Below are 14,653 nucleotides of genomic sequence, written 5' to 3' on the forward strand. Positions count from 1 at the left end.
GAAAATTGAGCGTTGAGGGCAATTTCCATTTACATGAAATAAAAAACCAAGAAACTAAATGACCACAAAAAAAATAAGGGTATTAGTGAAATTCGTGGTGCTCGTGGACCTTCTTATTCGGGTTCATCCTAATTCATTGGTGGTTTCATTAATTCAGGTTCCATCTTATCAATGATTCCGAGGTTTGCCCCATTTATCACGGACACTTATCCCTCTGTGTAAATTAGGGCAGCATCACTGCCAAATCTTGTATATTTAAATCGTTTAATGGACATATCACTATGAAAAAACACTTACTCACATTATGCTTTTTGGTTTTCAGCATCCTGATGGTTCAGGGGCAGGAAACAAGAGAAATCAAGGTTGAATCAGCCTCGGTTACCAACGGTTCGGTAACTATCAAAGGCAGCCGTGTTCCTTACAAAGCCACTGCAGGTACCATGCCTGTATGGAATGAGGACGGCAAAGCTGTCGCTACTTTGTTTTATACTTATTATGAAAGGACCGATGTGACAGATAAAAGCACCCGTCCGTTGGTATTTTCCTTTAACGGAGGTCCTGGTTCAGGCTCCCTTTGGATGCACCTTGCCTACACAGGCCCATATGTGCTTAACATCGATGACGAAGGCTATCCATTGCAGCCTTATGGTGTGAAGCAAAATCCGCACTCCATCTTGGATGTGGCCGATATCGTATACATTGATCCGGTGAACACGGGTTACTCCAGAATAGTGGATAAAGAAACCCCGAGATCTACCTTTTTTGGGATCAACTCTGATGTGAAATACCTGGCAGATTGGGTAAAAACTTTCGTGACCAGGCAAAACAGATGGCAATCACCTAAATATTTGATTGGAGAAAGTTATGGTACGACCAGGGTTTCCGGTTTGGCTTACGAACTCCAAAATTCCCATTGGATGTACCTGAATGGGGTAATATTGGTTTCTCCAACAGGTCTAGGACTCGACAGAAGCGGTCCAGTAGCCAAGGCCAATTACTTGCCTTATTATGCAGCTACTGCCTGGTACCACAAAGTCCTTCCTGCTGACCTACAGTCCAAAGATTTGGATGATATCTTGCCAGAGGTAGAAAAATATACCTTGGAGACAGTGTTGCCTGCCATTGCCAAAGGTGGTGCATTAGATCCTGCCGAAAGAAAGGCCATTGCTAAAAAGATGGCGTATTATTCTGGAATCAGCGAAGAGGTTTTTCTTCAGCATGCCCTGGCTGTTCCTACCAGTTTCTTTTGGAAAGAATTGATGCGTGACAAGGGATTGACAGTAGGACGTTTGGACAGCCGATACAGAGGTATTGACCAAACAGATGCCGGTGAAAGGTACGACTATGATCCTGCTTTGACAGCTTGGAACCATGCTTTCTCTCCTGCCATGAACTACTATGCCAAAAACATCCTTAAATACGATACCGATCTGACATATTACCTATTTGGTCCGGTACATCCTTGGGACAGGAGCAATGACAATACTGGAAACCAATTGGCCCAGGCCATGTTACAGAACCCTTACCTGCATGTGATGACCCAGTCCGGTTATTTTGATGGCGGTACAGATTATTTCAATGCGAAATACAACATGTGGCAGATGGATCCTGCCGGCAAACTACAGGACAGGATGAGCTTCAAAGGTTACAGAAGTGGTCACATGATGTACCTGAGAGCGGAAGATTTGAAAAATTCCAATGAGGATGTCAGACAGTTTATCTTGAAAACCATTCCTCCTAAGGATAAGCCTGCGAAGTACTGGTAAAAGAGAAGCCAGATGGGAGAAATTAAAAGGGAGAATTTTAGAATCTAGAGATTAGACTTTAGAAGCAAGAACCAAGAAGGAGTTAAGGGATTTAGGAATTCATGGAAGTGGGTTTTTGAATTGCCTTTGCTCCTTTTTTTCCTGCTTTGTTTTGATTTTGGGTGTTTACAACTAAATTAAGGGAGATTATTGAAGTGAGGGCCAATGCTTTGCACTTGATTTTTCATCATTCCTGATTAAGAAGTGAATAAGATTAAAATTTTAATTGTTGAAGATGAACTGGTCATTGCCGAGGATTTGAAGGATACCTTAGAAGACTTGGGATATGAAGTAGTTGGTATTGCCATCAGTGCCCGGGAAGCTTTGGCCATGATTGAGGAAAAATCCCCGGATCTTGCGCTCCTTGATGTACAAATCAAAGGAGGGAGAGACGGAATTGAACTGGCAGCTGATATCAATGAACGATATCACCTGCCTTTTATCATGCTGACATCCCATGCAGACCTTCAGACCATCAACAGGGCCAAGGAGGTCAATCCTTATGGCTACTTGGTAAAGCCTTTTAATGAAAGGGAGATTTTGGCAGGAATTGAAATGGCCATGTCCAATTTTGGTAAGGAAAAGGCCAGAAAAGAAAATCAGGAAAATTCTGATGATTTTGTACTTAAAGACAGTCTGTTTATCAGGACCAATGGCATGTTGGTGAAACTCAAACTTCAGGATATCATTTACCTTGAAGCAGATGCGAACTATACCCAGGTCCATACCAAAGATAAAAAATTTGTCATCCGGTCTACTTTGAAAGAACTGGAAGGCAAGCTGGATACCAACCGTTTTGTCCGGGTGCACAAATCTTTTTTGATCAATCTGGAAGAGATTGAAGGCATTCAAGCGGAATCTGTGCACATCGCAGGAAAAGAAATCCCCATCAGTAGGAACCAATACAGTTGGTTACTGCACCAGATAAAGACACTTTGATGATAGTTGTTAGCAGCCCGGTAATTTAAAAATGTTAATTCTGAAAGAAAGCCAAATTGACATTTTTTAGCACTTCTTTCACAATTGCTGCGCGTTCTTCCCAGAGGTAATTCATCGTGAAGGTATTGTAGGTAGATTCATTCATAAGTTTTGACAACCTAAACAAATGAATCATGAAAACTACAGCAGCATTCTTCGTATTGGTCTTTTTGACAGCTTTTACTGCATTTTCTCAAGGTGACAACCTAATTGCCAAAAACAGTTCCAACATGGAAATCAAACTGAGAGAAATGGAACTACCGGCCTTTGTTGGGGGGCAAGAAGCCATGGCTACTTTTATCAATTCAGAAATCAAATATCCTGCACTGGCATTCAAGCAAAGATTGGAAGGAACGGTTTTGGTGAATTTTAGAATTTCCAAAGAGGGGAAAATCTTAAACCCTTATGTATCCCAAGGTGTACACCCCAATTTGGATGCCGAAGCGCTTCGTTTGGTGGAGAGCATGCCGGACTGGATTCCAGCCAGACAAAACGGAGAACCAAGGGAAGTGGCCTATCAGATTCCGGTTAGGTTTGCCCTAAGAAATTGAAATTTTTTGCAAAAGCTTTTTTAACTACTAACTGCCTTTTGGGTCAAAAGGCAGTTTTTCACATATTCAAGTAATAGGCTGTTAGCCAGAAAAACAGGACATAGGTATAAGCTATTGGGTTTAAATTCCTATATTTAAGTAAACTTTAGGCGATTGATGCGCCCTGATGATGTATATGATAATTGTTCAAAAGCTTCGTTTAGAAACTTTTAATCCGGCACAATGAAACGTATAATTCAAATTTTATTCCTTTTTGTAGGTATTTTCCTGTCACAAGCAGTGCTTTCCAAGCAAAGTACATGGGTGACAGACTCCTTGTCTTATTATGAAAAAGCCTTTTGGTCCCAGTTGGAAAAAAAGGATGTTGAAAAAGCCAAGACAACATTGTATCATATACAGGAAACTGGAGGGCAGGATTTGGATCCAAAGGTTTTTGATTTTTTTAACCGGACCATTTTACAGACAATCACAAAATGCGACAGCATTAGATAATTTTTTAAAAACAGAGGAATTGTTGAGCAGTTATCTGGATTCTATGGAAATCCGGTGGGTGGGTTTTTATATGAATAAATACATGGTTTTGGATAAATTGAACAGGCAGGACGAAGGACTGCAATTCTTGCTCAAAGCACTAAAAATCGCTGAGCACAATCAAAACTCCAATTTGTTGGCTAAAATCCACAACCGCCTATCTGAATTGTACTCCTACAAAGGGGAGTCTGAAAAGCAGTACAAGGCATTGTTGACATCTAAATTGTACATGAAAAACAGCCCGAATCTTTATGATCTGGCAAATCTGGACTATTATTTAAGCGAATACCATTATACCTATGGGGATCTGGACTCTGCTGTTTTTTATGCCCGAAAAAGCCTTGAATTCTATGAACCCAATGGTTTAAAAGAGGATATAGGCATTGCTTATGGCATTTTGGGAAATGTGGAGTTCAAAAAAGAAAATTATCAAGCAGCGATTCAGCTATTTAAGAAAGCCCTGGATCAGTTTTCTGATAATGGCTCCCAAAGGTATGCGGGTTTCCTTTTCAATATTGGATATGCCAACAATAAACTCGGAAATACAAATGCAGCCCTGGAATACATGGAGAAATCATTGGCCATAAGAAAAGAAATCAAAGACCTGGTTGGGATTCGGGACTCCTATCAGGGTATGGCAGAAGCCTATCAGCGTAGAGGGGATTATAAAAATGCCTTTGATTACTTGACCCTTCATCAGTCTTACAAAGATTCTGTATTCAATGAAACCAAAAACAAACAATTGTCCGAATTGGAAACCCAATATGAAACAGCCAAAAAAGATCAGGCAATAGCAGTTTTGGAACAGGAAAAAGAAATCCAAAGCCTTCTTGCCCAAAAACAACAGGCGCAGATTTATGCCAGTTTAACCGGGCTTGTTATTTTCCTTGTTATGGCAGGACTGTTTTTCAGGCAGGCAAGTATCCGAAAGAAACATAATGTTGAACTGGAGGACAAAAACAGGGAAATAGCCAAACAGAATGCGGAGCGTGAACTGCTGCTGAAGGAAATCCATCACCGTGTGAAAAATAACCTGCAGATCATTTCCAGCCTTTTGAGCATGCAGACCAGAAGCCTCAAAGATGACAAGATGAAAGATGCCATGAAGGAAAGTCAGAGCAGGGTGAAAACCATGGCCTTGATCCACGAAAAACTATACCAGTATGAAAATCTCTCCAGAATCAACATGCAGGAATACATGCAGCAGTTAAGTGACTTTTTAACTCAAACTTACAGGTCTGACAAGCAGATTCAGGTAAATATTGCCGCAGAGGACATCAGCCTGGATATGGACATGGCCATTCCATTGGGGTTGATTACCAATGAACTACTTTCCAATTCACTGAAATATGCCTTTGAAGACAGGGATTTTGGCGAAATCAATATTGTGTTCTCACAGAAGGAGCCGGGAGCTTATAAGCTTTTGATCAAGGATACAGGTAAGGGGCTGGACGAAAACCTGGATATTGACAACACCAAATCTTTGGGTTTGAAACTTGTCCGAACTTTGACCCGTCAGATCAATGGACAGCTCAGGATCGTACCGCATCCCGGGGCGAGTTTTGAAATAGACTTCAGGGAGCAGGATTTGGCTGCTTGATAGCGATAGGAGGGTGTCAAAGGCGAAGTTAGGAAGTCGGATGTCGGAGATTATTAACCCTTAAAAAGTGGAAATTTCGGAGTGGAATTTCCAAAGTTGAATCTCAGTGAATGGAAACCATGAAAAAATAGTACCCCTTGAATAAATTGAAAAAGGGAAAATAAATACGAAGTGGTAAAACCTTAAAGAAACCCAGGATAAAACCCAAGGTTTCTTAAAGTTTTTTTACAGATCAACCATAGCTTTGATCACGGATTCCTTTCCGAAAAAGAGTTTTTCAAACTGATCCGGTAAATCGTCAAATGAAACACGGTGGGTAATCCAAAAGTCAGTATTGATTTTTTCGTTTTCAATAAGATGGATGATTTCTTTAAAATCTTTTCCTAGGGCATTTCTACTGGCCATCAAGGTGATCTCTTTCTTGTGAAAAAGTGGATCATGAAAGCAGAAATCTCCCTGGAAAAGTCCGATGAATACTATTTTACTCCCATGAGCGGCCAATTCCAAGGTTTTTTTCATAGAGTCCGGATTGCCTGTAGCATCCAATATTACAGTAGGAAGGTCTCCCTCAAAGACTTTTTTTAACGCATCAACTATTGGGAAATCCGGGTCTTTGATCTGAATGGTATCTTTGATGGGGAGATTTGATTTACAAACGGCAAGCCTTTCGGCATTCATGTCCATCACCACTATTTCCTTACTTGATAAGACAGCAAACTGTGCTGTAGCCATCCCAATAGGCCCTGCACCAATAACCAATATTTTATCTTCTGGATCCGGTGAGGCTCTTTGGATGGCATGGTAACCAATGGCGAGTGGTTCAATCAATGCCAATTGTTCATAGCTTAACTTTGAAGAAGGATGGAGATATCTGGCATCAATTTTAAAATATTCCCTCATTCCTCCATCCTCGTGGACCCCAAAAACGGAAATCTTTTCCCCGCAATTGGTTTTGCCGCTTCTTACAGCCTGGTCGATGCTTCTGTTGAAATAAGGTTCTACGGAGCATCTATCCCCCGGCTTTAAGTGAGTAACCGTTTCTCCAAGTGCAATCACCTCGACCCCCAGTTCATGTCCCAAGATCCTCGGATAGGAGAAAAAGGGTTGTCTGCCCTTAAAAGCATGAATGTCAGTCCCACAGATCCCTATTCTATGGACTTTAACCAGAGCTTCATGACCTTCAAGTTCCTCCGGTATATCCTGTATTTGGGCTTTTAGATTTCCGGCCTCTTGCAATATAATAGCTTTCATTTTTTGCTTTTTATAAGGTTTGGTGTGAATTCAATCAAAAAAATACTACTCTCGGGAATGTAGGACAATAACTTGGTTATTTTCTGTGGGAATATCATACACCACCGTTTCCTTTTGTTCCAGTAATTGTACATTTGCGAGGGCTGAAATTACCGCAGGCGGAGTGGTCTCTACAAAATAAAAGGGATTAGGATTCGATCCTTTTGCCTGACCTGGTGAATTTCCATTTTCCAAAACCAGTGCTTCAGCAGTTCTTATTCTAAGATTTCCTCCCAAGCCTGATCTGATAATGAGTTTTTCAACTTTTCCGTTTTTCCAGCTCAATTCTACAATCTCAAAACCACCCCTTGCTTTCAGACCGGTCACTTTGCCATGGGGCCAGACATCTGGTAATGCAGGTAAAATATGAATTTCACCGTTTGCACTTTGAAGCAACATTTCAGCAATTCCTGAAGTACAACCAAAATTACCATCAATCTGAAAAGGGGGATGGGCGTCAAAAAGGTTGTTATAGGATCCTCCTGCCTCAAAATCCCCTGTAACAGGGCTCAATTGATTTTCAATGAGTTTATAGGCATGATTCCCATCCAGCAATCTTGCCCACCAATTGACTTTCCAGCCCATGCTCCAACCGGTAGAAATATCCCCTCTGTGAATCAGGGTAGTTTTGGAAGCACTGGCCAATTCAGGTGTAAAGTAAGGTGAAATTTGATTGGAAGGATATAGTCCATAAAGATGGGAGATATGCCGGTGTTTGTCTTCAGGGTCATCGATATCTTTCAGCCATTCCTGAAGTTGACCATGCTTTCCTATGTGCATAGGAGGAAGTTTTTCCCTAAGCTGCATCAATAAGTCCAAAAAGCCCTTGTCCTCTCCAATCAATTCACCTGCCCTTAAAGCGGTACTGAAAACGTCAAAGACAAGTTGGTTGTCCATGGTAGTGCCGGCATCAAGGGAGGTGCCTTCATGTGCCTGAGGGGCGTTTTCCGGGGAGGTTCCAGGATTGACCACCAACCAATCATGATCTGGATGGGGAACCAAAAAGTCTATGTAGAACTCCGCAGCACCTTTTAGAACAGGGTATATACGGCGAAGGAAATCCATATCTCCCGTGTACAGGTAGTGTTCCCACAAGTGCTGACTAACCCAGGCTCCGCCTCCATTCCAGATGCCCCAGAAAATATCATCCACAGGGCCAGTAATCCTCCAGATATCGGTGTTGTGATGTGCCATCCAACCTCGGGCTCCATACATGTCTTTTGCGGTCTGTTTTCCTGTAACAGCCAACTCTTCTACCATTTTCAAGAAAGGCTCGTGTAGCTCGGACAGGTTGGTTTTTTCAGCCGGCCAATAATTCATTTGGGCGTTGATATTGATGGTATACTTGCTGTCCCATGGTGGATAGAGTCTATGGTTCCAAATGCCCTGGAGGTTTGCCGGCTGTCCACCCGGCTGGGAGGAAGATATCAACAGGTACCTCCCAAACTGAAAATACAGACTTACCAGGTGCGGATCAGGTTTGGATTTAAAGTTTTTCAGTCTTTCGTCAGTGGGGAGCTGGATGGCCTCCGTTTTCCCCAAATCCAGACTGACCCTATCGAAATAGGATTTATATTTTTTGATATGCGCTTGCTTTAATGCTTCATAAGGCTTTTGGATTGCTTTAGCAAGGTATTCCTCAGCGCGCTGGATTTCATTTCCGGAAATATCCTTGTAGCTGTTGAAATTGGTTGCCATGGATATAAAAATCAGAACTTCATCGGCGTTTTGGACTTCCAGGTTCTCCCCGATAGTTTTCATTTGCCCACCCATATTTTTAAAATAAGCGATTCCCCTGAACCTCACCAAGCCTTCCACACCTTCATGGCTGGAAGTGGTTCCGGAAACCGACAAACGGGAATCTTTTTCACTGGCAAATAGGGCAGAAGTATGAGGACTGGTAAACCTTGCCTGAAAATTCAGTTTTCCGGCTTGGTCTGCATACAAACGAATGACAATCACCTGATCGGGAATGGAAGCGAAAATCTCTCTCGTGAAGGTGACACCATCTACGGAATATTGGGTCCTGGTGATGGCATTCTCTATATCCAATTCCCGGTAAAAATCTTGGTAAGTCTTATGTCCAGGGAATTTCAGCAGAAGATTGCCAACAGGTTGGTACATTTGACCATTCGATTTTTTGGTCTGTATTTTTTCCCTGGCCAATTGTTCCGCTTTTTTGTATTCCCCTGATAAAATCAAAGCCCTAATTTCAGGCAGTGCTGCCAGAGCATCAGGGTTGTCATTCCTGTTGGGGCTCCCGGACCAGACGGTTTCTTCATTGAGTTGGATGATTTCCTCTTCCACATTTCCATAAACCATTGCGCCCAAGCGGCCATTACCAATGGGAAGGGCATTTTCCCAAGTATTGCCGGAGGGCTGCTTGTACCAGAGTTTGAGCGGTTCACTATTTTGAGAAACGCTATGGAAAATAATAGAAAATACCAGAAAAGGGATCAGGGAAATTTTGGGCATAGGTCAATAGGTTTGTGTAAAAATACATGCTTGATGCGAAAGCTTCAAAAAAATAGGAGTTCTTGAAGAAAAAACTTAGATAACAGGTTCTAAGCTTAATGGCCTGAAAAGTCAGGTTTGTTTAAATCTTAAGGTTTAAGGGTTAGAAGGTCTTGAAACATGGACAGGGAAAGAATGGGAGGTTTGTCCCCATTGGGGTCGAAAAGAAAATCGCTGGATTTTATGCCAAAATCCTTTCCAATTTTCTTTGTGCCTTTGTGGTTAAAAAAATTAAGCTTTCACTATCCAATCCTATAAATTCAATCCTCTTTCAATATTCTTACTCAACTCGGCAACAAACCTGGCCATAGGGGCTCCGTCCATCACATCATGATCCAATAAGATAGACATTTTTAGTATTTCACGGATCAATTACTGGCCATTCTGGAATCGGGGAATTTTTGGATCCTGAAATTTGACATGAATGAATGGAGATAGCCCAATCCAAAATACAAAAAAAAAGATAGGCCTAGGCTTTACTAACTTTTGACTTTCGGAATTTGATACTAAGGATCAAGTAATGACCCTCCATTGGGAAAAAGCAAAACAAATAAGACCAAGTTTAAAAGATGTTGCAAAAAGATTCAGAAAAGAAAATTTTTCTATTCATTCAACCAGTTGAACCATATTCTTTGGTCGATGACAGGAATGTTGTTTTGCTCACATACATTCATGGTATGACCGGTTCTCTCTGTTTTTGGGTTTTCTAGGTCATCATAAAAAATCCCAAAAGTTGCAGGCTTTATTTCTTCCGTTCCGATGGCTTTAATGGTATCCCGTATGATATAGGCCGCCTTGATGGTGTACCGGTTTTTCTCTCCTGATGCAAATTTATCAATCAGCTTTTCTGTTTTTTTATTGCTTTTTGAATGGAATATCACTTCAGGCTTTGAAGCCAGGTTGATATCATCCAGGGATAAGGTTTCATAGGCCTTATTGGTCTTGGCCCTAAGCCCAGCATAGGGGGTAATGACCTGTAACCTTTTGGGGTCAACAGCAGTTACCCCTTCAGAAAACCATTGGTCGGCCCCTTCTGCATTTCCGCTTCTAAAAATCATTTTTATAGAGCTGGAAGCTAATAATTTACCCAAAGCAGTCAGCTTTTCCTTGTCTGCTTCCTGGACATCACGCTTGCCTTCCAGTAGGACTATGGAATCTTCAAAATCAAAGCGGTCAATAAATTCTTTGAATGTCATTTCTTTTTATTTTGCTGGAATGAATTGAATCGAAACGCAATACCTGATATTTTTCAAATTTAGTAGAATTTCTACCGTATAATTTTTCACTTGAACCCTCCTGACAAAAAAACTTGTTGTTGGCTGGTGTTTTTTTGTATGACAGTTTCAGGTGCTCATTTAGGTTTCCATGAATCAGGAATATTTTTTTGTCTTACCGGATTTCATTTTTGGTTGTCTGTCTTTTTACAAGAAGCAATAACTTACTTATCTGTCTGCTTTTTCCAGATATTATTTGCCTGAATTAATAAATAAATATGTCTGGTTTATCCATCCTATTAATTCAGATCTTCCAAAGGGCTCTTTATCTGCTGTAAAGGCATATGGCTGATAGGACGGGTTATATTTTTCAGGTTCTTTCAAAAGAGTAACCGGTAAGGTAACTATAAGGCTTTTTTTCCTTTCGCTGGCTTCACCACCTTTTTATACCCCCCCTAACAAATCCAATCTATGCTCCATCTATTCCTTAACTAAGCCTATTTATTCCAAAACTAACAAATGTCAAATTATCAAAAAATACCTTAAGCAGAGTAATTTTTTCCAAAATGAATTCTAAAAAGCTGCTGAGATAGAATTAAGTCGCTTCCCGGAAGGAATAAAAAAAGCCCGAAGCGGAGGGCTAAGGGCTTTTGAATGGTTTATGGTTTTAAATGGCTAACTTTATTTAAATAGATTATTCTACATAAGAGCTATTTTAAGAGCCAAGGCAAAAGGAAAAAGATAGAACATTTCCTATGAAAGATTCCAATAACCTTAGTTTAAAAGAAATCATTGAATGATTACAAACTCCAGCCTTCTCTGTATTCTCTTTTTACAAACTGATTGGCAGGCTCGAAATTGGTGACTTTCATATTGGGACCGTCCCAAACAAGCTGTATGCCTCTACCCGGATAGTTGAAACGGTTGGAACCGTCATTCCTTGGCTCTCTGTAGTCATAGCTACGGATAGCAAGGTTGCCCATCAGCACAGATTCGGTCAAGGGACCGGCTATGGAGAAAGGCGAACTCAAACGCTCAAATTCCTTGCTGCCATACCCTGCAATACAGGCTTCCACCCAGTTGTTGTAATGTCCGCTTGAACCGCCCGGTACCCGGTATTCTGTTTGCGCTACATTGACTTCTTTTGTTCTAGAGGTAGGAAGGAGTTGTGGGTTTGCCCCATAAGTACCGCACATCATTTTGCCTTTGGTGCCTTCGATAATCGCGCCATTTCCCCCATCGCCCATCACTTCATTGGGGCCCAGTTCATCCGGTCTGCTGGGCTGTATGCCGCCGTCCATCCAGTGGAACAGCAGGTCATCTTTGCCTTCCCGCTTGAAGCGGAGCGTAATATGCGATGAAGGAGGGCAGCTTTCCGGGAAATAACCTCGCTGGAATTCACCTATGTAGACTGAACCCACACTGCATTCCGCAGCGACAGGATAGCCCAATCCCAGCACCCTAAAGGGAGCTTCCATATTGTGGCAGGCCATGTCACCCAAAGCTCCGGTGCCGTAATCCCACCAGCCCCTCCAGTTGAAAGGATGAAGGTTTTCCACATAATCCTTGTATTGTGCTACACCAAGCCATAGGTCCCAGTCCAGATTGGCCGGTGGAGTAGCTGTAGCCGAAGGCCAGGGAATGCCCTGTGGCCAAACGGGCCGGTCCGTCCAGCAATATACCCGTGTAGCTTCCCCGATCAGTCCAGCATTGTACCACTCTACCATTTGGCGTACCCCATCGCCAGAGGAACCTTGGTTGCCCATCTGGGTGACTACCTTGTATTTTTTCTCCGCTTCTGTCAGCATCCTGGCCTCGTAAATGTTGTGCGTGAGGGGCTTCTGTACATAGACATGTTTCCCCAGTTGCATGGCAGCCATGGCCTGCACCGCATGCATATGGTCAGGGGTGGATATGGTGACCGCATCAATATTTTTATGCTCTTTATCGAGCATGATGCGATAATCTTTATAAAATTTGGCTTTGGGATGGGCTTCTACACTGCCTTTGGCACGGAGATCGTCTACATCGCAGAGGGCTACAAAATCCGCTTTTCCGGACGCAAATACACCGCGTACATCTCCGGCCCCCATGCCGCCTACTCCTATGCCTGCAACCCTTAAGCGATCAGAAGGCGCAACGTAACCCGGGCCACCAAGCACATGTCTCGGTACAAAATAAAACCCGGCAAGGGCAGTGGCGGAGGCCTTGATAAAATCCCTTCTGGAATTAGGGGATGAATTTTCTGTATCTTTCATATAGAAGGTGGTTTTTGATTTTTTGAACTGGGAATTTCCCGGAACAATTTATAAAAAAATGTCTTCAATCAGGCATCACGAAGCATTTTAGGAAAGGTGGATTTATGAGATGATAAATGGATTAGCTGAAAGGTTATTTTAACTTTTCGATAAATGGTAAAGGCTTAATTAAAAAAATTAAGTAAGTTTGAAATCGACTTAGACCCTAAAAAAGTTTCTACTATGAAGCAATTAAAAAACATGCTATTTATGACTGCTTTGGCCATCTTGGGCTTTTCCTGCGGGAAAAAGCAGGAAGTAATTCCTTTGGATAAACACAGTATCATTCCCATCCCTGTGTCAGTAGCACCAGAGGCCGGCAGTTTTACCTTGAGCAGTAAAACAGCCATCGTACTTTCTTCGGATCCTTCCCAGCTGGAACCGGTCGCTGAGTACCTGAAATCAGCCCTTGGGAATTTGACAGGATTGAACTTGTCCATCGGACAGGAGGAAAAAGACAATTCCATTATCCTGAGTTTGGATGCAGGTGCTTCTCCTCATGAGGAAGGATATAGCTTAAGTATTTCTGACAAGAAAATATTGATTGCTGCTCCGGCACCAGAAGGTCTTTTTTACGGTATTCAAACTTTGAAACAATTGGTGCCTGCTCATGGAGGAAGTTCTAAAGGATCCGGTAATCAGTTTTTGATTCCTACGGGAACTGTACAGGATCATCCGGAGTATGCTTATAGAGGCATGATGCTGGATGTGGCCAGGCATTTCTTTTCTGTAGAGGATGTCAAAAAATTGATAGACCAGATTGCGGTTTATAAAATCAATCACCTGCACCTGCACCTTTCCGATGATCAGGGTTGGAGGATTGAGATCAAATCCTGGCCTTTATTGACTACGATTGGCGGAGCCAATCAGGTAGGAGGGGGCGAAGGTGGTTTTTATACCCAGGAAGATTACAAAGAAATCGTACGCTATGCACAGAGCAGGTTCATTACCATTGTACCTGAAATCGATATGCCCGGTCATACCAATTCCGCTTTGAATGCTTATGGTATCCTGAATCCCGGAATCACTGTTCCTGAAAAAACAGCAGTGCCAATAGACAGGAAAGCGCTGGGTTTGGAGGAGGATCCAAAAGCCACACCTTACCATACAGGTATTGAAGTGGGTTTCTCCACTTTCGACACCAATAATCCGGTCACTTATCAGTTCATCGATGATGTTATCCGAGAAATTTCCGAGATGACCCCAGGGCCATATTTCCATATTGGTGGGGACGAGTCCCATGTGACGGCTATGGAAGATTATATTCCTTTTATCGAAAAAGCACAGGCTATTGTAAGCAAATATGGAAAGAAGACCTTGGGTTGGGATGAAGTGGCCCATGCTAAATTGCTTCCCACTTCCGTCGCACAATATTGGGCTAAGGCTGAAAATGCCATCCTTGCCATCGAACAGGGTTCACAGGTTTTGATGTCCCCGGCTGTAAAGGCCTATCTGGATATGCAATATGATTCCACCACCCATTTGGGTTTGCACTGGGCGGCTTACATAGAACTGGATCAAGCTTACAATTGGGATCCTACCGAATTAGAAGCGCAGATCAGGAGGGAAAATATTTTGGGTGTGGAAGCGCCACTTTGGACAGAGACCATCATTACCTTTGAGGATATAGAATATATGGTTTTCCCAAGATTGGCTGCTATTGCTGAGATTGCCTGGTCTCCCAAGAACGCCCGTAACTGGGAAGATTTCAGAAGGAGGATCGTTTGGCATGGTCAGCGATGGGAAGCGCAAGGGAAGAATTTCTACCGGTCGCCGAAAGTAGAGTGGTAGGTTGGAGAGTTTAGAAGCGAGAGATTAGACTCTAGACTCAAGACACAAGAAATAAGACTTAAGAAGAATCTAAAATCAACTA

10 protein-coding genes are annotated in these 14,653 nt (G+C 42.3%); 5 read left to right on the forward strand and 5 right to left on the reverse strand.

Translation table 11 applies throughout. From position 1 onward, the window contains the following. Positions 1–281: 281 nt before the first annotated feature. From BC751_RS14350 to BC751_RS14365, 4 genes are all read left to right on the forward strand, one after another. Positions 282–1,766: a S10 family peptidase gene (locus BC751_RS14350; RefSeq protein ID WP_130276236.1), complete on the forward strand. Its 1,485-nt coding sequence runs from the start codon at positions 282–284 to the stop codon at positions 1,764–1,766. A gap of 243 nt (positions 1,767–2,009) precedes the next feature. Further along, the gene (locus BC751_RS14355) at positions 2,010–2,744 is read left to right on the forward strand and encodes a LytR/AlgR family response regulator transcription factor (protein WP_130276238.1); all 735 of its coding nucleotides are present in this window, start codon (positions 2,010–2,012) and stop codon (positions 2,742–2,744) included. A 173-nt stretch (positions 2,745–2,917) separates the two neighbouring features. Continuing rightward, positions 2,918–3,334 carry an energy transducer TonB gene (locus tag BC751_RS14360; RefSeq protein ID WP_130276239.1) on the forward strand — a complete coding sequence of 139 codons (417 nt, stop codon included), beginning with the start codon at positions 2,918–2,920 and terminating at the stop codon, positions 3,332–3,334. Between the two features lie 325 nt (positions 3,335–3,659). After that, positions 3,660–5,465 carry a sensor histidine kinase gene (locus BC751_RS14365; protein WP_130276241.1) on the forward strand — a complete coding sequence of 602 codons (1,806 nt, stop codon included), beginning with the start codon at positions 3,660–3,662 and terminating at the stop codon, positions 5,463–5,465. Between the two features lie 225 nt (positions 5,466–5,690). Here BC751_RS14365 and BC751_RS14370 read toward each other — a convergent pair whose 3' ends face one another. The 5 genes from BC751_RS14370 to BC751_RS14390 all read right to left on the reverse strand — a co-directional run bounded on the left by BC751_RS14370 (position 5,691) and on the right by BC751_RS14390 (position 12,741). Beyond that, positions 5,691–6,716 (reverse strand): zinc-binding alcohol dehydrogenase family protein, encoded by a 1,026-nt coding sequence (locus tag BC751_RS14370; RefSeq protein WP_130276243.1) that lies wholly within the window; start codon positions 6,714–6,716, stop codon positions 5,691–5,693. Positions 6,717–6,761: 45 nt separating this feature from the next. After that, on the reverse strand, positions 6,762–9,230 hold the full coding sequence (locus BC751_RS14375) for a glycoside hydrolase family 95 protein (RefSeq protein ID WP_130276245.1): 2,469 nt from the start codon (positions 9,228–9,230) through the stop codon (positions 6,762–6,764). Between the two features lie 291 nt (positions 9,231–9,521). Then, positions 9,522–9,641, reverse strand: coding sequence for a 2-oxo acid dehydrogenase subunit E2 (locus BC751_RS14380; protein ID WP_278043589.1), 120 nt, complete (start codon positions 9,639–9,641; stop codon positions 9,522–9,524). Between the two features lie 230 nt (positions 9,642–9,871). Further along, positions 9,872–10,465 (reverse strand): hypothetical protein, encoded by a 594-nt coding sequence (locus BC751_RS14385; protein ID WP_130276249.1) that lies wholly within the window; start codon positions 10,463–10,465, stop codon positions 9,872–9,874. Between the two features lie 818 nt (positions 10,466–11,283). Then, positions 11,284–12,741 carry a Gfo/Idh/MocA family protein gene (locus BC751_RS14390; protein ID WP_130276251.1) on the reverse strand — a complete coding sequence of 486 codons (1,458 nt, stop codon included), beginning with the start codon at positions 12,739–12,741 and terminating at the stop codon, positions 11,284–11,286. Positions 12,742–12,963: 222 nt separating this feature from the next. Here BC751_RS14390 and BC751_RS14395 point away from each other — a divergent pair, with 222 nt between their 5' ends. Beyond that, positions 12,964–14,571 carry a beta-N-acetylhexosaminidase gene (locus BC751_RS14395; RefSeq protein WP_130276253.1) on the forward strand — a complete coding sequence of 536 codons (1,608 nt, stop codon included), beginning with the start codon at positions 12,964–12,966 and terminating at the stop codon, positions 14,569–14,571. The last annotated feature ends 82 nt before the right edge of the window (positions 14,572–14,653 follow it).

Origin of the sequence: Cecembia calidifontis (assembly GCF_004216715.1) — a bacterium.
GTDB lineage: Bacteria > Bacteroidota > Bacteroidia > Cytophagales > Cyclobacteriaceae > Cecembia_A > Cecembia_A calidifontis.